The 22,368-nt window shown below is 41.0% G+C and carries 14 protein-coding genes; 12 read left to right on the top strand and 2 right to left on the bottom strand.

The window, feature by feature from the left end; genetic code table 11:
• Window positions 1-105 precede the first annotated feature (105 nt).
• The 5 genes from RF53_RS01775 to RF53_RS01795 all read left to right on the top strand — a co-directional run bounded on the left by RF53_RS01775 (window position 106) and on the right by RF53_RS01795 (window position 7,126).
• Window positions 106-924 carry a helix-turn-helix transcriptional regulator gene (locus RF53_RS01775; protein ID WP_039036444.1) on the top strand — a complete coding sequence of 273 codons (819 nt, stop codon included), beginning with the start codon at window positions 106-108 and terminating at the stop codon, window positions 922-924.
• 80 nt (window positions 925-1,004) lie between these two features.
• Window positions 1,005-1,313 (top strand): hypothetical protein, encoded by a 309-nt coding sequence (locus RF53_RS01780; RefSeq protein WP_006791838.1) that lies wholly within the window; start codon window positions 1,005-1,007, stop codon window positions 1,311-1,313.
• 148 nt (window positions 1,314-1,461) lie between these two features.
• Window positions 1,462-2,724 (top strand): TolC family protein, encoded by a 1,263-nt coding sequence (locus RF53_RS01785; RefSeq protein WP_039036445.1) that lies wholly within the window; start codon window positions 1,462-1,464, stop codon window positions 2,722-2,724.
• Window positions 2,721-3,980, top strand: coding sequence for an efflux RND transporter periplasmic adaptor subunit (locus RF53_RS01790; protein ID WP_039036446.1), 1,260 nt, complete (start codon window positions 2,721-2,723; stop codon window positions 3,978-3,980). The genes RF53_RS01785 and RF53_RS01790 overlap by 4 nt, the downstream gene beginning before the upstream one ends.
• A gap of 8 nt (window positions 3,981-3,988) precedes the next feature.
• Window positions 3,989-7,126: an efflux RND transporter permease subunit gene (locus RF53_RS01795; protein WP_039036447.1), complete on the top strand. Its 3,138-nt coding sequence runs from the start codon at window positions 3,989-3,991 to the stop codon at window positions 7,124-7,126.
• Window positions 7,127-7,204: 78 nt separating this feature from the next.
• Here the strand turns inward: RF53_RS01795 and RF53_RS01800 are convergent, their stop codons facing one another.
• Window positions 7,205-8,440, bottom strand: coding sequence for a TMEM143 family protein (locus RF53_RS01800; RefSeq protein WP_039036448.1), 1,236 nt, complete (start codon window positions 8,438-8,440; stop codon window positions 7,205-7,207).
• Window positions 8,441-8,637: 197 nt separating this feature from the next.
• Here RF53_RS01800 and RF53_RS01805 point away from each other — a divergent pair, with 197 nt between their 5' ends.
• From RF53_RS01805 to RF53_RS01820, 4 genes are all read left to right on the top strand, one after another.
• Window positions 8,638-9,222 carry a YqaA family protein gene (locus RF53_RS01805; protein ID WP_039036449.1) on the top strand — a complete coding sequence of 195 codons (585 nt, stop codon included), beginning with the start codon at window positions 8,638-8,640 and terminating at the stop codon, window positions 9,220-9,222.
• Between the two features lie 70 nt (window positions 9,223-9,292).
• Window positions 9,293-10,201, top strand: coding sequence for a GGDEF domain-containing protein (locus RF53_RS01810; protein ID WP_039036450.1), 909 nt, complete (start codon window positions 9,293-9,295; stop codon window positions 10,199-10,201).
• Between the two features lie 147 nt (window positions 10,202-10,348).
• Window positions 10,349-11,710, top strand: a complete 1,362-nt coding sequence (locus tag RF53_RS01815) for a hypothetical protein (RefSeq protein ID WP_039036451.1) — start codon at window positions 10,349-10,351, stop codon at window positions 11,708-11,710.
• Window positions 11,711-11,827: 117 nt separating this feature from the next.
• Window positions 11,828-14,494: a DUF2339 domain-containing protein gene (locus RF53_RS01820; protein ID WP_039036452.1), complete on the top strand. Its 2,667-nt coding sequence runs from the start codon at window positions 11,828-11,830 to the stop codon at window positions 14,492-14,494.
• A gap of 75 nt (window positions 14,495-14,569) precedes the next feature.
• Here the strand turns inward: RF53_RS01820 and RF53_RS01825 are convergent, their stop codons facing one another.
• Window positions 14,570-18,010, bottom strand: coding sequence for a PAS domain-containing hybrid sensor histidine kinase/response regulator (locus RF53_RS01825; RefSeq protein ID WP_039036453.1), 3,441 nt, complete (start codon window positions 18,008-18,010; stop codon window positions 14,570-14,572).
• 412 nt (window positions 18,011-18,422) lie between these two features.
• On the opposite strand from RF53_RS01825, the gene RF53_RS01830 reads away from it, so the two are divergent.
• From RF53_RS01830 to RF53_RS01840, 3 genes are all read left to right on the top strand, one after another.
• Window positions 18,423-18,686: a DUF4212 domain-containing protein gene (locus tag RF53_RS01830; protein ID WP_004586074.1), complete on the top strand. Its 264-nt coding sequence runs from the start codon at window positions 18,423-18,425 to the stop codon at window positions 18,684-18,686.
• A 10-nt stretch (window positions 18,687-18,696) separates the two neighbouring features.
• Entirely contained in the window at window positions 18,697-20,421 is a 1,725-nt protein-coding gene (locus tag RF53_RS01835; RefSeq protein WP_039036454.1) for a sodium:solute symporter family protein, read from the top strand.
• A gap of 105 nt (window positions 20,422-20,526) precedes the next feature.
• The gene (locus tag RF53_RS01840; protein ID WP_039036455.1) at window positions 20,527-22,365 is read left to right on the top strand and encodes a DUF294 nucleotidyltransferase-like domain-containing protein; all 1,839 of its coding nucleotides are present in this window, start codon (window positions 20,527-20,529) and stop codon (window positions 22,363-22,365) included.
• Window positions 22,366-22,368: the final 3 nt, after the last annotated feature.

Consider the following 22,368-nt stretch of genomic DNA (forward strand, 5'->3'; position numbering starts at 1 on the left):
CTATTGCATGTGTGGCAATTATAGTGGCTTAAATATAGCTAAAATAATGTGTTGCGGTTATGCTTAAAGCTCTCTTTTATTTATCCAAAACTATCATTTTAAATTATGCGCAACACCATTTTAGATGTACTCGATATTGGCCCTACTTGTATAGAGCGGTTTATTGACGTAGCGGCTTTAGCACAAGCCTCAGATTTGGAACTTACGCTAGCTGGGTGCTCTAACTTATCTGGGCGATATTGTGTTGCGCGCTCATCGCCTTTGGAGCACACACTGTTTTATACGTTATCAGGTCAAGGAAAGTTGGTTACAGAACATAACCAATATACATTGACAGCGAATACGCTCATTGTGTTACCTGCCAAGCAAGGCTTTGAAGTTAAAATTGATGCTGCGCATTGGGATGTTATTTGGTTAAACCTTGCAAATACTAATCGTTGGAAACACTTAAACTTAGTTGAGGCGCTGGTACTTTATGATCAAAAATTACAGCCGCTGCACTTTGCAATGGAGCTTTTATACAGCGAAAGTAACGCTACTTTACGTGAAGGCGTTATGCCTATTTTAAGTCACTACTTAAACACTACGTTGCAAAGCGAGCCGCAAATAGGCGGGCACAACCGGTTAACTAGTTTGTTTTTAGAGGTAGAAGAGCGCCTGCAGTTTGATTGGACAATAGAGGCTATGTGCGAACAAGTACATTACTCAGCACCGCATTTACATAGGTTATGCCAAGCTCAATTTGGTAAAAGTCCTATGCAGCAACTGATTTATTTACGAATTAAGCGGGCCAAAAACTTGTTACTAAATACCCGCTGGCCTGTTGCCCATATTGCCGCTTATGTGGGATACCCTAATATATTTAATTTTTCAAAACGGTTTAAAAAATCAGTGGGCGTGTCACCAAGTGAATTTAGAAAATAACGTGGGCGGCTCTCTACATTTGAATAAATTTAAGGTATTGTGCGGTTTCTTAAATTGCATTTTATAGTTTTAGGTAATGGATGCGCTCAAACTACTTTTTAGTCGTGATACTTCTTGTGCTTGTACACAGCTTTATTAGCTGTGATGCTGCCGCGTATCATTTACAAGAAGAAGTCGATCATGCTTCGCACGTTCAGTCTGTGGCCGATACAAACGATAAAGACGCGCAACCACCTACCGAAATTCATGCCCATCAGCATTGCCACTGTGGCTACTACAGTACGATAAACCATTCAATAAGCCCTGAACAAAGCCAAGCCACAAACAATGCTTGTTACAATGGTTTAAATTATCCACCAGATGTTCCGCCACCCAATTTTTATAGCTAGTTTTTAATTTTAAACACTTTGTATATAACTGCCTGCGCCTGTGCGCTACAAGGCTAATTATGTACATATTTAGGTTGCTTAATCGCGCTTGTTTTTAAAATAGGCATAGTGATTAAGCCAACTCTGTTTGTTAAAACGGATATGCTATATGAACAAAAAACTACTTATGCTGGTGGCGCTAATGTGTGCATTACCAACACTGAGCGCTTTGGCAAAAAGCGAGCCTCAAAACGTATTAACGCTAAAGCAAGCGCTTAAAAATACTGAGCAGCAAAACTTACAGCTTAAACGCTACCCGTACCATCAAAAAATATTAACCGCGCTTAAAAGCCAAGCAGCGCTTTCACCTAACCCTGAGCTGAGCTTTGAAGCTGAAAACTTTTTAGGAACTCATGGCTCTCATGCGTTTTCGGGGGCGCAGTACACGCTGGCTTTAAGCCAGTTAATTGAGCTTGGCGATAAACGCCAAAATCGTATTAATTACGCTACTGCAAATATAAAAGCGCAAACAATTGAGTATAAAAATACTCGGTTAGCACTTTTAGCAACCACCGCTGAGCGTTATTACCAAGTACTAAAATTTCAGGCGTTAATTGCGTTAAACAGTGAGCGTAAAAACACTGTTAAGCAGGCACTCAACGCAATTGAAAAACGCGCTAAAGCCGGTGCGGTCTCAAGTGCTGATGTAACCCGCATGCGTTATGCATTAAGCCAAGTCGATTTAAATACGGCCATGCTACAAAGTGAGTTTGAGCGCTCTCGCTTAGCACTCAATGAGCTTTGGCAAGAGGTGAAAGTGAGTGATTACTATGCGGGCGATTTATCACAAATAGCAGCTATTAAAAGTGAGGCGGCGTTACTTGAGGCGGTAAATACAGCGCCTGAATTTGCACTGCTACAGCAGCAATATATGCAAAAAACGGCTAATTTAGCGCTGCAAAAATCAACGGGTCAAAGTGATTTGACCCTTGGTGGTGGTGTGCGATATAACCAGCAAACTGATGCCAGCTCGTTGGTTTTTTCGTTTTCAATGCCGCTGCAATTAAGTAATGCTAATGGCGGGAATATTGAGGCTGCGCAGCATCAGCTTACGCTACTTAATGAGCAACAAGGGCAATTACGTATACAGTTACGTAAGCAAATACGCACGCTCTATGCGTATTACCAAGGCAAAGCGGCGCAAGCACAGCTTTTAACACAGCGCGTTATTCCACAAGCGCAAACGCTTATAAAACAAAGTTTAAAAAGCTATCAACAAGGGCAAATATCGGTATTGCAATTACTCGACGCACAGCAAGCTTTATTTGATTCTAAACGTGCACTTATTAACACCCATAGCGAACTATACCAAGTGCTGCTTACCCTTGAGCGTTTAACTGGCCAACCTTTAATTGAGACTCATCAATCATGAATAAAACTCTTATCGCATTATTAATTACGCAATTATTTACACTCCCATTTTTAAGTAGCACGGCTATGGCATCTGACGACAATCACGAAGAAAGTCATGGAGACAGCCACGAACAAGGTCATAAAGACGAACACACACAAAAAGGCCCGCATGGCGGATTTTTACTAACCAATAACGCCCTTGATTTAGAGCTTAAATTAACCCAGTTTGCCGGTAATACTGAGCTGCGAATATATGGGTTTAATAACGGTAAAGCTGTTGATATAAACCAGTTAGCGGTAACCATAAACGTGCAGCGTTTAGGTGAAGAGCCACAGCTTATTCGCTTTAAAGCTGAAGATGACTATTTAGTAAGTACCGTGAGCGTAAACGAGCCGCATTCTTTTAAGTTTGATGTAATGGCTCGCTATAAAGGCGCTGAAATAAATTATCATTATGAGCAAGAAGAAGGGCGCACAACGCTAAGCGAGAAAGCAATTGAACGCACGGGGATTAAAACCGACATTGCAAAAGCAGGTAGCGTTGAGCTAACAGATACTTTATTTGGTGTTATAGCACCCACTGCGCAGAGCACCGTTGAAGTAATGGCGCCTTATATCGGCTTAGTTAACGATATTTTTGTAAGCATTGGTCAAAACGTTAAAAAAGGCGATAAGCTTGCCAGTATAACTAACCGCGAAACCTTACAAAATTACACCATAAAAAGCCCAATTACAGGCGTTATTAGTGAGCAATATTTAAAGCGCGGCGAGCTTGCCAGTAGCGCGCTAATGCAAATAGTAAACCTTGAAACCGTATGGGTTGAGCTGTCGGCCTTTCCCGATAACATTGAAAAGCTTGCCATAGGGCAAAGCGCTACAGTGTATGACTTACATCATCATTTAAATGCCCAAGGTGAGGTGTTTTACATAGCCCCAATGATGAGTGGTGGGCATATTGCACGTGCGCGAATCGAGCTTAAAAACCCTGATGGCCATTGGCGACCTGGTATGCATGTTAATAGTGATATTAGCATTGCAAAAATAGATGCGGCTGTTCGCGTTAAAGCGATTGCTGTTCAGGAATTTAACGGCAAACCTAGCGTGTTTATAAAAAGTGGCAATGTGTTTGAAGTACGCCCAGTAAAACTCGGTGCTAAAAACAGCGAATGGGTAGAAGTGCTCGAAGGACTTTCGCCAAACAGTGAGTACGTAACTGAGAATAGTTATGTAATTAAAGCCGATATTTTAAAAAGCGGCGCAAGTCACTCTCACTAGGAGGCAACATGATTAACTGGATAGTTTCGTTTGCGGTTAAGCGCCGCATGATGGTGCTTGCGCTCACACTCTTATTTGCTGGGTTTGGCGTATATAACACACAAAATTTAGCCGTTGATGCCGTACCCGATATAACTAATGTACAAGTGCAAATAAATACCAAAGCGCCGGGCTTTACTCCGCTTGAAGCCGAGCAGCGCATTACATATTTGATTGAAACTGCAATGGCGGGTATTCCTAAGCTTGATTACACCCGCTCAATTTCGCGTTATGGGCTTTCGCAAGTTACCGTTATTTTTAATGAAGGCACCGATATTTACTGGGCGCGCCAGCAAATATCAGAGCGCATTCAAAGTATTCGATCAGACTTACCAGCCAATATTGAACCAAACTTAGGGCCAATTGCCAGCGGGCTAGGGGAGATTTTTACTTACTCTGTGCATGCAAATAACGGTGCATTAAAAGACGATGGTACGCCATTTAACGCAGAAGATTTACGCACCCTGCAAGATTGGGTTATTCGCCCGCAGCTATTAAAAGTAAAAGGCGTAACCGAAGTAAACAGCCAAGGGGGTTTTGAGCGCCAATATCAAGTAGCGCCCATGCCCGAAAAGTTATTGGCTTATAAGCTCACACTAAGTGATGTAATTACGGCACTTAAATTAAATAATAGTAACCAAGGTGCAGGGTTTATAGAGCGTTTTGACGGGCAGTACTTATTACGCTCGCCAGGGCAATTAAAAACCATTGATGATATAGCCAATACCGTAGTTGCTAAGCGCGATGATGCACCCGTTCGCATAAAAGATGTAGCAAATGTGCGTCTAGGTAAAGAGCTCAGAACCGGCGCTGCTACCTACAACGGTAAAGAAACCGTGCTTGGCACCGCCATGATGCTCATTGGTGAAAACAGCCGCGTAGTGGCAAAAGCCATGGCAGATAAACTCAAAGATGTACAGCTAAGCTTGCCTGAAGGTGTTGTGGTTGAGGCTGTTTATGACCGTACAACCCTTGTTGATAAAACCATAGACACTGTAAAAACTAATCTGTTTGAAGGCGCGGTGCTGGTGGTTGTTATTTTACTGCTACTACTGGGTAATGTAACTGGCGCATTAACTACGGCCATGGTTATTCCGCTTAGTATGTTATTTGCCATTACCGGTATGGTAGGTAATAGGGTGTCGGGTAACTTAATGAGCCTAGGCGCAATCGACTTTGGTTTAATTGTTGATGGCGCTGTAATTGTAGTTGAAAATTGCTTAAGGCAACTTGGCCTTGCGCAACATAAGCATGGCAGGCTACTTACACTAAACGAGCGTTTAAGTGTGGTAACCGCCGCCACTAAAGAAGTGTTCAGCCCAGCAGTATTTGGCATTTTAATTATTATGCTGGTGTATTTACCGCTGTTTGCATTAAGTGGTGTTGAGGGCAAAATGTTTCAGCCAATGGCGTTTACAGTGGTTGCTGCATTAGTTGGCGCACTTATTTTTGCCGTTACCTTTGTACCTGCCGCTATTGCGGTATTCGTACGTGGCAAGGTGAGTGAAAGCGAAAATGCAGTTATGCGCGGTATTAAAAAAGGCTATAAACCGCTACTTGGTCTATCGCTTAAGTTACCGTGGATGATGGTATGTATTGCGGGTATTTTAGTGATTGCACTTGGCTTTAAAGTTAAAAATATGGGCGCTGAGTTTTTACCGCAGCTTGATGAGGGCGATATAGCCATGCATGCACTGCGTATTACCGGTACCGGTATTGAGCAATCGGTAAAAATGCAAAAAGAGCTAGAGCAAGCCATTTTAGCCATACCTGAAGTTGAAAAAGTATTTTCAAAAATTGGTACTCCAGATGTAGCAAACGATCCGATGCCACCTAACGTTGCCGACACTTTTTTAATGTTAAAACCACGCGATCAATGGCCAAACTCTACTTTATCTAAAGAAGAACTGGTTAAGCAAATTCGCCATTTAGTAAATGAAGTGCCAGGTAATAACTATGAATTTACGCAGCCGATAGAAATGCGCTTTAACGAGTTAATAGCCGGTGTGCGCGCCGATGTTGCCGTGCGTATTTACGGCGATGATTTATCAACATTAAAACAGTATGGCGAAAAAGCCACAGCCTTGGTGCAAAGCATTACTGGCGCAACAGATGTACGCCTTGAGCAAATGGAAGGCCTGCCTACGCTTTCGGTTACGCCGCTTCGCGACCACATGGCGCTGTTAGGTTTAACAGTAACTGACATACAGCAAAGTGTAAGCGCTGCGGTAGGCGGTGTGCAAACTGGGCTTATTTATGAGGGCGATAAACGTTTTTTGTTATTAGTGCGTTTAGATGAGCGTTGGTCTAGCGATATAACACAGCTTGCACGTTTACCTGTTGCTGTACCAAAAAGTGCTAACCCCGACCTTGCATTTGTACCGCTTGGCGAGGTGGCAAATATTAGTATTGATAAAGGGCCTAATCAAATAAACCGCGAAAGCGGTAAGCGTAATGTTGTAGTAACTGCAAATGTAGAAGGGCGCGATTTAGCAAGCTTTGTAAGCGACGCGCAAGCCGCTTTAAATTCGCAGCTTAATTTACCTAGTGGTTATTGGATTGAATATGGCGGCACGTTTGAACAACTAGAATCAGCAAGTAAGCGGCTATCGCTAGTAGTGCCAGTTACTTTATTGCTTATATTTGGCCTGCTTTATAGCGCGTTTAATTCACTTCGTGATTCGTTAATTATATTTAGCGGCGTACCACTTGCGCTTAGTGGTGGTGTGCTTGCGCTGCTTTTACGTGATATGCCGTTATCAATATCTGCAGGTGTGGGGTTTATCGCGCTAAGTGGTGTAGCGGTATTAAATGGTGTGGTTATGCTGTCGTTTATTAAGCAGTTAAGAGCCGATGGACTTAGTTTGATAGATGCAATACAAATCGGTGCGCTTTCGCGTCTGCGACCAGTACTTATGACTGCTTTAGTGGCGAGTTTAGGGTTTATTCCTATGGCGCTAAATACAGGCACCGGCGCTGAGCTACAAAGGCCGCTGGCAACGGTTGTGGTTGGTGGGATTATTTCATCAACTCTACTAACGCTATTAATATTGCCTGCGCTTTATAAATTAGTGCATGCAAAATTTACTAGGCATCAAGCTGCTTAGCTAATTGCATCTTGTTAAGTAATGTAAAAAGCAGCTGTAATTACAGCTGCTTTTTTGTTGTTAGGTAAACATTGCAGATTAATTATATTGAAACAGATTATCCCAGCGCTCATCCAAAATAGTTTTTGCATGATCTAAATTTATTGCGCTATACAAATTGTTAGTGCAGGTTACTAAACGCATTCGAGTGAGCTTTTCAAGCGCATCGCTAATTTCAAAGTCGAGTTCGCATTTATACTCTGATTTAAACCATGCCTCTATTTGCTCATCAAGCATTTGTGCGCTCAGGCCACTTTCTGATTTTAGTAAAAATGTATAGGCCAGCAGGGCTTCTTTTATGTCTTCTTCTTCGGCGGCGTCAATAAGAGTGTGAAAAACACCGGCGTTATTATCAAGGTTTTTAAAGTAAAGATTATCGCTTAGCGCTTTCATAAATTTAATTTTACGGTTTTTAAATTTACTCCATTCTTTAAAAATAAAGCTACCAAATACTCCCATGCCAATAGCAAAGGTAATAAAGTGTTGCTGGGTCATTTCTACGGCTTCACTTCTAAAGCCGCCCCAAAAAGCAATCAAAGCAAACAATAATAAAATTGATGCGCCTAGCTTTGTAATTAATACTACAGCACCACCCACTAAAGCAGACGAGCCAATAATCACTTTATCTATAGGGCGCATGCGTACTTCGCTATTAGGAAATAGCATTTCAAGATCGGCTTTGGGTACATTTTGAAATAGCTTAACTATGGTCGAGCTTGGCTCAAACCCTAAAGGCGCTTTATTCTTAGCCTCAAAGTAGGCTTTATCTTTAAAACGAATAAACACCGCAACGCGGTCGTAATTGGTAAAGTGCAGCGGCTTTTTACGTAGGCCCCAAAAGCTGGTTATTGTTTCAGTAAGTTGTGATTCGCCACGGCGATAAAAAACAACTTCTTCAAAGTCGTCAAACTCTACCTCAAGACGTACTTTAAATAATGACTCCTCATTTAAAGCATCTTGTAAATCTTCGTTGGTAATGACTTCAAAATTAGCGGCATTTAAAACCTTAGCAAAGTCTTTGGCAAATGCGCGTTGGCACTGCGCTTTTTGATCGCTCGATACAGGCGCTAAAGAGCGTGTATCGCTATTAGGATCAAAGGGCGCATAGTTATTTTTTAGCGACTCAAGCGTTTCGTGATAATCATAATGAATAAGGCTAGCAAGTAGGTCACAAAACTGTTTAAACGAGGTTTTTTGTGTATTACTGTCAAGTTCATTGCTACACATTTCAATAATATCTTGCTTACGAAAGGGGATAAAACGCGCATTTTGCATAAATTTTTAACTGCTTTGGTAGGTATTTAACTGCATTTGCACATAATAAAATATTCTTATAAATATTGCTATTTTGTTAACGCTATTACTAAGTGATTGTTTATTGCTTTTTAAAGCGTGTTTCAGGTTGTATTAACTTAGCTGTGTCAATATAAGTACGTAAACACAGGGCAATGGGCAATTAGCAGGAGCGACTTATGGCTTTACAAAAAAAGCTAAAACAAAAAACACGTAATTTTATAGAGTCAAAGCATATGCTCAGCGGCATTACGATTGCGTCGTTTTTAGAGTCGACTATTGTTCCGATTCCACTTGAGGCTGTAATGGTGCCACTTATGCAGGCACAGCGAGAAAAGCTGTGGCTGATTGCACTAATGGCAACACTGGGTTGTGTTGTGGGTGCATTATTTGGCTATGCCCTTGGTTATTATTTATTTGATGCTGTTGGCGATTGGGTGATCAGCGCTTTTTCAAGCCCAGAACAGTTCGAAAATGTTAAACAAAAAATGCACGACCAAGGTTTTTGGTTTGTTATTACTTTAGGGATAGTACCCATCCCATTTCAAATAGCGATGCTTGCTGCGGGCGCTACCAAGTACTCTCTTGGGTTATTTTTATTAGCCAGCGCAATTGCTCGTTCAATTCGTTACTTTGGGCTTGCTATTGTTGTGTATTACGCAGGAAACCAAGCTGAACGTATAATTAGTAAACATAAAGTTAAAGCTATGATTAGTTTAACTATTTTAGTTTTACTGGGGTGGGGTATTAGTACCTTACTTTAAGGCTAAATTTCTATCTTGTGTTATAATTCTTAAAGATGATTTATTAGCTCAAGTGTAATCTATTTATATGATGAATGTTGAAACTGTCAGCCTTAAGTTGACCCGCTTTACTCGTATAACGCGGTTAAACAAATTACTTATGTTTGCGCTGCTAGTGTTTATAGTGGTTTTCACTATTTACAACTTCACCTATTTCCCACTGGTAGGTGCTAAAAAAAGCATGTCTGGTTTTGCTAGCGAGTTCATAAATCTTATTGTCATAATGACGGTTTTTTGGGTTGTGCAGTGTTCTAAATTAGCTAAAAAAGCATACCAGTATGTCACCATTGGATTAATGCTATGGATAGTTGGAATGACTGCCGATGTGCTTGACGAGCTTGTTGTTCAACCACAATGGGTCACGTTGTACATAAAAGACTTATGTATTTCTGTAGGGGTTGTTATTACTGCTTATGGCTTATTTAAAACTATGTTATTTATGCAAAAAATGCACAATAGACTAGCCCAAGAATTTATAGTTGACGATCTTACCCAAGTTTACAATCGCCGATGTTTTTACGAATACGTTGAAAACGAGACAGACGAATCGTATGCAGTAATCATTATCGATATTGATCATTTTAAATCTATTAACGATACCTTCGGCCACGGTAAGGGCGACAAGGTGCTTAAAGCTTTTGCTAGTAAAATAGACGCTCTATTTGAAGACGGCAATATTTTTGCGCGTATTGGTGGTGAGGAGTTTGCAGGCTACCTACCAAACTGCACTTTAGAACAAATGCAGGCGTTTGCTGAGTCGGTGTTAGCGAGTGCTCGCACTATTGAGGTTACCGACGAGCTTTATACTAGTGCCAGTATTGGGGTAGCTAAACGTTTTAAAAACGAATCATTTGACAGCGTAATGAAACGCGCAGACCAAGCTTTATACAAAGCTAAAAATAGTGGTCGCAACCGATTCGTAATCGCAACAAAGCCGTAAATAGCGGGTCCTTATTGTTTGCACATTTGCTACACTTTTTTACGTTTTCGTAAGTAAATGTCAGCTTAGGTAATACTTTGTAAAGCGTGAAATTAAATTAAAATGTAGAGGTCGTAGAGGGGATATTAATAATAAGGAATCCCCTTGATGACCAACCCTCTTTTAAAAGTTGCTTTACCTCTTACTTTACTTGGTGTTTTATCTGGCTGTGGCTCTGATGATAGCGCAAGCTCTACAGGTTATATTCAAATGTATAATGGCTCATACAACAGCCCTTATACGCGCTTGTTTGTTGAAGAAACAGAGCGCTCAGGCGCCGACTTTGCAGAAGTCACCACCCGCCATAATTACAGCACTGGCACATTTGATGTTAGCTTTGAATATTTAGACGCTAACGATAGCTACATTACTATTAGTGACCAAGAAATTTCAATTAAAGGTGATAAAACGCAATTAGTTGTCATGAGTGGTGATTTTGCTGAACCCACCTTTACAGAGTTAACGGTGCCTATTAGTAGCGATACGGGTGAGTTTAATCTTGGCTTTTTTAATATTACGGGTGAAGACACCAGCTACGATATTTATCTTGCAACAGACGATGGCGTATTTGAAAGCGCGACATTGTTTGCATCTGCGCAGTACTTAAGTGAATTAGACTTACAAAGTGTAGATGAAGGATATTACACTATTTTTATTACCCCCGCGGGCAGTAGTGATGTAGTTTACGAGTCGTCATCGGTTTATTTGTATGATGAGGCAAGCTACGTAGCGATTATCCGCCCAAGTTATGCCACAGAGCTAAGTGGCATTTCGCTTGATGTAGTAACCGACAATAACTATGTTACTGAACTTAAACACCAATCGGCATTAGGGCAATTACGTTTTATTAATACCCTTGATGACTATTCACCAGTTAGCTTCAGTGTAACGCGTGGTACTACAGAAACCCCAACAAATACGGTATCAAGCGATGCGTATACAGATTACATAGAGCTTTCGCCAAACAGTTACAGCGTGGCGATGTTTGATGAGCAAAGTAATAAACTAGCCGATAACTTTTTAATGACGCTTGAACGTGAGCAAAGCGCGGTTGGCATTTTTTATAACGATATCGATAATGGCCTACGCATGATGAGTGTTGAAGAACATTTAACACCAAGCAGTTATAGCCATACTGTATCGGTTGTTAACCTTATTGAGAGTTACGCAGGGCAGTCGGTGACCGACATTGATGTGTACTTTACCCTTGATGGAGAAACGGTCGACGACACCAGCAATGTAGTTGATGGCATAGACCGCTACGATCAAGAAGAGCAAGTAGTTGATAACGAAATTTATACAGTTTACGCAGTTTACGAAGATAACGGACAGCAAATTGTACTTATTCAACAAAGTGATATGGATTTTACTCAAGAGGGAAATTACATATTAATTTTAGAGCATGACGAAACCACAGCAACGGGTTATAAAATGTCTTTAGAGCGCACAATTACAGACAGTGTTGAATAATCAAATGAGTGTTAAAAGCCTAAATACAGAGTGTATTTAGGCTTTTTATTGAACAAAATTTAACGGCTTAGTAATAATTAGGTACACTCATGACATAATAAATAATAAGAGTGTGCCATGGATGATTTTATTGGGTTAATAGTAATAGTCATGCTGATTATTGCAACCGGTGCTTTGTGTGGATTAATTGCATTAATACAAGTAAACGGCCTAAAGCAAGAAATCGCGATTTTAAGGGCTAAAGTAGTCAAAATGCAGGCAAGCCCAAGTGCGGATCATTCTGATACAAAAACTTTTTCATCCTCAAAACACGTTGCGCCTTTAAATGCACAATCTACTGCTTATAAAGTAGAGCCTACCTCAGTACCAAAAAGTAATTCAGCGCAAAATGAGCCAGTAAATACGGTTGTAACGCCTAACATTAAATCAATAAAAGCGAACCCCGCTATCCCTTTATTTATTGCCTCCGTGTTTGAAAAGCTACGCACCGGGTTTGAACAAAATTGGATGACCTGGATTGGCGCAATAGCGCTTGCTTTTGGCGGCATATTTTTAGCTAAATACAGCTTAGAAGCAGGGCTTTTATCACCCGTAATGAGGCTCAGCTTAGGTGGTTTATTTGGGGTAGGTTTGATCATAGCTGCAAGCTATTTACACTATAAACGTATTATTTTTGAAGGCTTTAATAACTACATACCTGCAGCACTTGCCAGTGGCGGGTTTATAACCTGTTTTGCATTAACGCTTTTAGCTTACAGTAGCTATCAAATGCTTAGCCCTACAACCGCTTTTATAGTGCTAGCTATTATTGCCATAAGTGCGAGCATAATGGCAATAACACTTGGGCCATTGCTAGCGGTGTTAGGAATTATTGGTGCTTACAGCGTGCCTATTTGGGTTAATACCGGCAGTAGCAACGTATTTGCATTATTTATGTATGTTGGCTTTGTTAGTTTGTCGGCATCCTTGGTTGCACACAAAGTGCAGCGAGCTTGGCTTTGGTATTTAATGTGGGCAGGGCATATTGGTTGGTATTTAGTTGGTTTTATAATAATGCAGCTAAAAAGTAATACACCTTGGTTACTTGCAACCTTTGCATTACTGAGTATTGTTGGCCTGATTGCTTTGCCGCGTTTGGGTTTTAAATTAAAAAGTATTGAACATCGTCCGCACTCTTTAAAGCGCCTTATAAAAGTATTCCCCGATCACCTTTTACTCCTTGCCTTTATAGTTCCGCTAATTTTTACCATGTCGATAAGCTATTACAATTTAGAATGGCAAACTATCGGTGTATTAAGTATTGGATTGTTATTATTTTTAGCACTTAAAAATAGTCGCTGGGATTTATGGCAAGGGCTATCACTCGTTATTGCTACGCTAATGATTATAAGCGCAGAGCAAATGAATTCTTTATCCGCTTTTTTTGATGATGGATTATTTATATTTAAAAGCGAATACGGCTTAGGGTTATTGCTTGGTTTTGGCTTTATGGCGTACGGACTTTATTTTGGTAAAAAACAGGTAAAACGATTAGCGTTTCATATTACTGCGGCATTTAGCGTTTTTGTAATGATAAGTACCTTGTATGTACTAATTCCAAACAATGCGTTAAGCATCGCTTATCCACTTTGGGCTTTTGTATTATGTGTGGTTGCGGCTATTTTAATTAAGTGTGCGCAGCATAATACAACGTTGTTTCACTGTTTTACTTACTGGGTAGGCGCAAATGCGAATATTACTTTAGCTATAACTATGCTTCTAAGCGACAGCGGTTTAACCATTGCATTAGCTATTCAAGTACTGTTAATTAGTGTGCTCATAAAGCGTTATAATGTGCCTATGCCGCATTGGCCTATTAAAGCGCTAGTGGCTGCTTTATTACTTCGGTTAACGCTTGCGCCATGGACACCAAGTTACGACGCTCTTACATTATTTGGCTTGCACTGGAGTATTATTGTATATCCGCTGTGTACCGCATTATTTTTTGCCACAGCTAAATGCTATAAAACATCGCAATTAAAAGTGTGGTTAGAAGGGGCTGCGCTTCATTGCTTTGCGCTGTTCATTACAACCGAAACCAGTTACCAGTTAGTGGGACACTCCCCACAATTTGACGCGCTTAGTTTTTATGAGCAAGTTTTGCTTACCTGTAATTGGCTTGCGCTGGGCTGCGTTTATTTGCATCGTGCACGTATTGCGGGGAGCTTAGCTAAGCTTTATCAAATTGCAGGGAGTGTACTAGCAGGCGGCGCTGGCTTTATGTCACTTAAAACACTACTCGACGATAACCCGTTATTAACCTCTATTTATATTGGTGAGCTCCCAGTACTTAACTGGCTGTTTTTACTTTGGTTAGTACCAGCAGGCTTAACGGTTTGGTTATACTCACTGATTAAACCTATAAACGCTAAGATAGCGCCGTTTGTACTTGGTGTTGCAGGTATACTTGGCTTAATTGCCATTAACAGTTTTATTCGTCAATACTGGCAAGGGGCTTATATTTATCTATCAAAAGGGGCCAGTAACGAAGAGTTGTATAGCTACTCTGTTATTTGGCTAATACTGGGCGCTGGTACGGTTATATTCGGACACCTTAAAAACCAGTTACTTATTCAAAAAATAGGCTTAGGATTACTTGCGGCTGTTATTGTAAAAGTGTTTTTAATTGATATGGCTAATTTAACGGGGCTGTTAAAAGCCCTGTCGTTTATTGGTTTAGGGCTTTCGTTAGTTGGGCTAAGTTGGTTATTTCAAAAGCTTAGAAGCCGCTCAAAAACAATATAAAATATTTGGATACTTTATTAAGCAAAGCCCAGTAAACGTACTGGGCTTTTTATTTGCGATTAACTAAGTTACAAATTAAGTGCTGTGATTAAGCAGGGCTTTTAATTTACCCGGCTTAATAGGCTTACTTAAGTAGTGAATATTAGCTGCTTTTGTTTCCTGTTTAAGTTCGGTGTCGCGTACTGCGGTAATTAAAATAGCCGGGATGTCGCTTTGCCATATTTCTCTGAGTGTTTTAATTAAAGTGATGCCATCGCACTCATTGCCTAACTGGTAATCCATTAATATAACATCCGGTGCGCTATGCGCTTTAGCATGCGACATGACGTTTTCGACATTATCAAACAGGGTATAATTTGCTTGCCACTTTTTAAGTAAGCTTGCCATAGCTGCGAGATTTTCTGGGTCGTCATCTACGGCAATAATGTTTATTGCAGTGCGGTTTTCTATTAGGTTACTCGCTGCGCTTTTTTGCTGAACAAACTGGGCGTCACCATAGGGTACGTCAATACTAAAGCGGCTGCCTTTACCGGGTTCTGAGTGCACATCAAGCTCTAAACTTAATAAATCTGCCATACGCTTCACCACGCCAAGGCCCAGCCCTACGCCTTTGTTGTCGCCAGACTCGACGCGATAAAAATCGTTAAATATTTTGGCTTGTTCAACGTCGCTAATACCAGGGCCTGTGTCCCATACTTCAATGCGCAGGCTATGTTTTCGGTTTCTACATGCCACTAACACGCGTCCTTTATCAGTATATTTAACAGCATTAGACACTAAATTTTGAATAATTCGGCGCAGGTAGGTGATATCGCTATGCACAACTTGGCCACCAGAACGCACGGTGAGCTTTAGCCCCTTATCACTTGATAAAATAGCGTACTCACTTTTTAGCGGCGCTAAAATATCTTCAATGTAAAAGTGGCGCGGTGTAGGGGTCATTGCGCCTTGCTCTAGTTTAGCTATTTCAAGTAGGGCTGACATTAAGTGAACAGTCGAATCTAGGCTGTCACCAAGCTTATTAAAGTTATTTGCATTAGTGGCATCAAGTTGTTTTTCATCAATGGCAGCTAGGTATAAACGCGCTGCATTGAGGGGTTGTAAAATATCGTGGCTAGCCAGTGCTAAAAAGCGCGTTTTACTGTCGTTTGCTTGTTCAGCCTCTCGTTTTGCTAAAGTAAGTGCTTCCTCCGTTTGTACTCGGCTGTCTATTTGCGCTTGTAAGTCTTTATTTATGGTTTGTACTTCTTGGGTTCGCGCCTCAATACGGTTTTCTAGATCCATGTTCACTTCTTCAAGCGCATTTTGGGTGCTTATGTGAGTTGTAATATCAGAAAAGCTCGTTACAAAGCCGCCATCAGGCAGTGGATTACCAATCATCTCAAACACTTGGCCATTACGACGGTGGCGTATAAAGTGATGAGAGCTACCATTTTTTAAATGTTGCACGCGTTTTTCTATTTGGCGTTCTATTTCACCAGGCCCACATTCACCGCGTTTAGCGTTGTATCTAATAATATCCTCTATGGGTTGGCCAACTTCTAAAAAACCTTCAGGGTAGTTAAACATGGCACTGTAGCGCTTGTTCCATGCCACTAGCTTTAAGTTTTTATCAACAACCGAAATACCATGGCTTAAGTTTTCTAAAGAGGTAAATAATAGGTTTTGGTTAAATTGTAGGGCTTGCGTGGTTTCATCAAAAAAGTTAACAACTTCTTCAAATGCCATGCGTTTACCCGATGACACCGTATGAATAAGCGCCTGTGCAGATGATGCGCCTAAAACACCAGTTAATGCGCGTTCGCAATAGGCTATAAATTCCGGCTCTGGGTGAGCGTTATTGTCGTTTAAATGGTGGGCAAGTGCGTAATGAGCCAGTACTTGTTGACTGCGTTGTATGCCTAAAAAGGTTTGCAGCAATATTTTAAAGTCGTAAACCGTGGCTTTAACATCTTTATTTAAACGGCGAGACAAAATAGCCTGATCTTTTGGATTTACAAACGCAGCGGCCTGAATTTTATCAATAAGGCGCTCTTCAGCCCCTAAAGAAAAACTAATATAACAACCAATATTTGCAAAGAGTGCGATGAGTGTTCCACGAGTGATGAGTGTTTGTTGTAACTCGCTATTTAAGGTATTACCTGCATCTAAAATGGGCAACATTAAAAACAGCACCCAGCAGGTTATACCAGCTAAAAGACCAGCATAAACGCCATAGGCATGACCTTTTCGCCAATATAAGCCACCAACAATAGAGGGCAATAACTGAGTCACTAACGAAAAGGCAACTAAGCCCATACTAGCCAGTGCGCTGCTATGGCCAAACCATTGTTGATAAAAATAAGCCAATATTAAAATGCCGGCAATGGTAAAGCGCCTTACTAATAAAATTTGTGCCTTATAGCTGGTGGTAATTAGGTTACGTTTAAACTTACGACGCAGTATTAATGGCAGCACTACATCGTTTGAGATCATGGTACTTAGAGTCAGTGTTGCAACCACAATCATGGCAGTTGCAGCCGATAGGCCACCAATAAATACAAAGGTTGTTAAAAAGGCGTTGTCGTTAATTAGCGGCAGTGCCAGTACAAAACTGTCTGGCGAATAACCAATACCAATATTTGGGTGAATAGCGGCAGTCGCTATAGGTAAAATCATTGCTGCGGTTAGTAATAAATATAAGGGGAACGCCCAACGAGCGGTATTTAAATGGCGCTTATTTTGGTTGTCGACCACGGTTACATGAAACTGGCGGGGTAAACAAATAATTGCCGCGGCAGCCATAAGGGATTGACCAATAAAATTAAAACTAAAAAAATTAAAGTTACTCCAGTGTGCCCAAGCAGATTCGGTTAACTGAGCTGATGAGGTTTCTGGTAGGTTGAATAATGTATAAATAGCGAGGCCTGCCACAGCCATTAATGCAAAAAGCTTGATTAAAGATTCGAATGCTACAGCTAGCATTAACCCAGAGCGATACTCGGTGACATCGACTTTGCGGGTACCAAAAAATATTGCAAATAATGCCATGATAAGTGTGGCAGAAAGTGCCAGCATATCACCCGATATTTTATTGCTATTTTGCAATAGCAAAAAGCTAGTGCTTAGGGCTTTAAGTTGCAACGCAATGTAAGGAATAGTGGCTAGCAGCGCAATAAGAGTCACCATAATGGCGGTGGTTTGGCGTTTGCCATAACGGGCGGAAATAAAGTCGGCAATGGTAGTGATGTTTTGTTTTTTACTAACCAAAACTAGTTTGCGTAAAAAACCCTGCCCGAAAAAAAACAATAAGGCCGGACCCAATAAAATAGGTAAATAGCTCCAGCTGCTGGTGGCTGCGGTGCCTACCGAGCCGTAATAGGTCCAAGAGGTACAGTAAATACCAATTGCAAACGAATACACAAAAGGATGATGACTAATGCGCTTTGCCAAAGGCGTTGTTTTATCGCCCCAGTTTGCTAGCCAAAACAGTACCCCTATATACCCTAATGCAACAATAATCAGAACGGCAGTCATGGTGTTATTAACCCTTATTATTTTTAAATGACCCTCAACCCAAGAGGTTATTACACAATACCAGAACTGAGCTTAGGTGTGGGGGCTGATTTTAAATAGTAAATTAAAGTGAAAATATATCCTACTGAATAATAACAATAAAAAGTAAAAAGCCTCCGTATTAGACTAATGTCGCATTTGTGAGCTGAGTGGTAAATCAGCAATAAGTATAGCAAGTATAAAAAGCGTAACATGCTGATATTAAATAAAAATAACGTTTTCTATTAAATGGGTTAAATGCAGTTTACGTAAACGTTAACTAGGTGTTACGACTATGGTCTCAATTCAATATGTGAGCTGCGTTGCTAAATTGATTAGCGAAGATAAAAAACCACCCATCGCGATACTGCGGTGCTTAAAGGGGAAAATAAAAATGGCTTTTAAAGACGAAGAACAAGCAAAAGCTTATTGGGCTGAAAACATTTCACTACTGTTTAAATTACTAGCAGTATGGTTTGTGGTCTCATTTGGCTTTGGCATATTACTGGTAGATGTACTGAATGAAGTACGTTTTTTTGGGTTTAAACTTGGCTTCTGGTTCTCCCAGCAAGGCGCGATTTACACCTTTGTGGCTTTGATTTTTGTGTACGTTTTCAAAATGAATACGTTAGATAAAAAATACGGCGTAGACGAATAGGAGCTAAGCAATGGATGTTCAAACACTCACATTTATAATTGTTGGTTTAAGCTTTGCGCTTTATATCGGCATTGCAATTTGGGCCCGTGCGGGTTCAACAAACGAATTTTACGTAGCGGGCGGCGGCGTACCTCCACTAGCTAATGGTATGGCAACTGCAGCTGACTGGATGAGCGCCGCGTCGTTTATTTCAATGGCGGGTATTATTTCGTTCGCAGGGTATGATGGCGGCGTTTACTTAATGGGGTGGACTGGCGGTTACGTACTGCTCGCTATGTGTTTAGCGCCTTACTTACGTAAATTCGGCAAGTTCACAGTACCTGACTTTATTGGCGACCGTTACTACTCGCGCACAGCGCGCTTAGTGGCCATTTTATGTGCCATATTTATTTGTTTTACTTATATTGCAGGGCAAATGCGCGGCGTAGGCGTTGTGTTTTCTCGCTTTTTAGAAGTAGAAATTGAAACCGGTGTTTACATTGGTATGGTGATTGTATTTTTCTATGCGGTTCTTGGCGGCATGAAAGGCATTACCTATACACAAGTAGCGCAGTATTGTGTACTTGTATTTGCATACTTAGTTCCGGCTATTTTTATCTCAATGATGATGACGGGTCATTTCTTTCCACAAACAGGCTTTGGTGCCACTTTAAGTGACGGCTCAGGTATGTATGTACTTGATAAACTTGACGGGTTAAGCTCAGAGCTGGGTTTTGCACAATACACCGAAGGCTCTAAAAGCATGATTGATGTATTTGCCATTACAGGTGCATTAATGGTCGGTACTGCAGGTTTACCACATGTAATTGTTCGCTTCTTCACTGTACCGCGTGTAAAAGATACGCGTATTTCAGCTGCATGGACGTTAGTATTTATTGCTATTGTTTATACTACCGCACCGGCAGTTGCCTCGTTTGCACGTGTAAACATGATCGACACAATCAATGGTAAAGACGGCAGTGGCACAGAGTACGCAGAAGCACCAGCGTGGATCAAAAACTGGGAACGTACAGGCCTAATCACTTTTAATGATAAAAATGGTGACGGCAAAATGTTCTACACAGCAGGTAAAATAGAAGATCCAAATAGCGCAAACGAAGTAAAAGTAGACCGCGATATTATGGTATTGGCTAATCCTGAGATAGCTAATTTACCTGCATGGGTTGTTGCACTTGTAGCCGCAGGGGGGATTGCAGCAGCACTGTCGACAACAGCGGGTTTACTACTGGTTATTTCGACTTCTGTTTCGCACGATTTACTCAAACGTACTCTGAAACCCGATATTAGTGATAAACAAGAGCTACTGGCCGCTCGATTAGCCGCGATGATTGCCATTGTTATATCTGCTTACTTTGGAATCAACCCGCCTGGCTTTGTAGCGTCGGTGGTGGCCTTTGCCTTTGGTTTAGCTGCGGCGAGTTTCTTCCCTGCAATTATCATGGGAATATTCTCTAAAACAATGAACAGAGAAGGCGCTATTGCAGGCATGATTACCGGTATTGGCTTTACTGCAGCGTATATCATCTTCTTTAAATTTGTGAGCCCAGAGCTTAACAGCCCAGAGAACTGGTTCTTAGGTATTTCGCCTGAAGGTATAGGTTTAGTCGGTATGGTAATTAACTTTGTTGTTGCTGCCGTAGTACTGAAATTCACTCAACCAACACCTGTTGAAATACAAGAAATGGTAGAAGGTATTCGTAATCCTAAAGGGTCGGCAGAAGCGCACGCGCATTAAGCCAACTTATATGTAAAGTACCAAAAGCCCGACCTTAGTCGGGCTTTTTATTTGTATAAATAATGAGTACATTGGTGCTGTGTATACTTTTTAGTGAGTGTAACAATGAGTGTAGAACAACAAGAAGTAGCCCAATATGTTTACCTTCAAGCGCCTTTCAGCATGCTCGATAACAGTGCTTGCGACTACTTTGTAAACCATCTTGATGTTATTTATTTAACGCGAGAAAATCAGGCGCAGTGGCTACAGAGCGAACACCCAAAGCTTTTTTTAATTCGCTCAGGTCTTTACGATCTAGTTGATGCTAAAGGTGATGTAGTAACGCGTTTGGCGCAAGGTGATTATTTTGGTTTTCCTTCGCTTTTAACCGGCGAAGCAATTCAAAATAAATTGGCGGTTCAAAAAGAGGGCATAGTGTATATGCTCAACCAAGAACACTTTGATTTTTTACGCCGAGAGTACAAACCTTTTGAGCAATATTTTGTAAGAGCTCACGCCAATAGATTACTATCGTCACATTATAAAAGTAAAAACGACAGTTGGTCAGAGCGCAGAATATCTGAACTCATGACCCGCACAGCCATAACGCTTTCACCCGATGCCAGCATTCGACAAAGCGCTAAAAAAATGAAAGAGCACGGTGTGTCGTCAATTATGGTTATTCAACACGCCCATTTAGTTGGCGTGGTAACAGACCGCGATCTGCGAAATAGGGTGCTTGCCGACGAGGTAGACCCGCAAGAAGCGGTTAGCAGCATAATGACCACAAACCCTAAATTTATATTTGAAAATAACCGCGTGTTTTCTGCATTGCATTTAATGCTCAAATATAATATCCACCACTTGCCAGTGCTTGATGAAAGCCATAACCCGATAGGCATGCTCACCAGTACTGATTTACTGCGCCAACAAAAAAGTGATCCTGTGCAGCTCATTGGCCGCATTTATAAAGCGCATAACGTGACCGACTTAAAACGTTACGCCAAAGAAGTGCCCGATTTACTAAAGAGCTTCTCTCATAATATTGACGATATTTCACTTATTGGTAAATTACTAAGCGGGTTAACCGATGCATTAACATCGCGCTTGATCAGACTATTTCAAGAAGATCACGGCGCAGCCCCAACCAGTTTTAGTTTTATATGCTTTGGCTCACAAGCGCGCGAAGAGCAAACATTACATTCAGATCAAGATAACGGCCTACTGCTCCCCAACGATTTAACTCAAGAGCAGCATACTTACTTTAAAAAAATGGGAGAGTTTGTTTGCGAACAACTCGTTGAATGCGGCATTAGGCGATGCCCTGGTAACATAATGGCAAGCAGTGACTTATGCCGCATGAGCGTGAGCGATTGGTCGGAACGCTTTTTTAAATGGATAAAAAGCCCAACCCCCGAAGCCATGCTTAATTGTAAAATATTTTTTGATTTACGCTTTATAGAAGGTTCAAATTCGTTATATACCGCATTTTGTGAACAATTAGTGCGGATATCGCGAAACGATTTATTTTATGCAGCCATGGCTACCGACATAAATAATAACAGCGTACCCATAGGGTTATTTAACAAGTTTAAAACGCAAAAAGATGACAACAACCACAAATACATAGATTTGAAAAAACGCGGTGTGGTGATCATTAACGACATAGTGCGCTTATACGCATTAAAAGCGGGAATTAAACGGGCTAACACCCAAGAGCGCCTAGAAGCATTATTAAAGTATAACCTCATCAACAAAGACGATATTTACAACTTAAAAGACTGTTGGCGGTTTTTAACTCAGCTGCGATTAAGCACACAAATTAATGAAGAGGGGTTACCAAGCAACTGTATTAACCCTAATAAATTAAATTCACTAGAGCGCCATCAGTTAAAAGAAGCGTTTTATTTAGTAAAACAAGCGCAGCAAGGCGCCGCGTTTAAATTTGCACGGGGCAGTTTGTGAGGC

Source organism: Pseudoalteromonas sp. ECSMB14103, from assembly GCF_000813065.1.
GTDB lineage: Bacteria > Pseudomonadota > Gammaproteobacteria > Enterobacterales > Alteromonadaceae > Pseudoalteromonas > Pseudoalteromonas marina.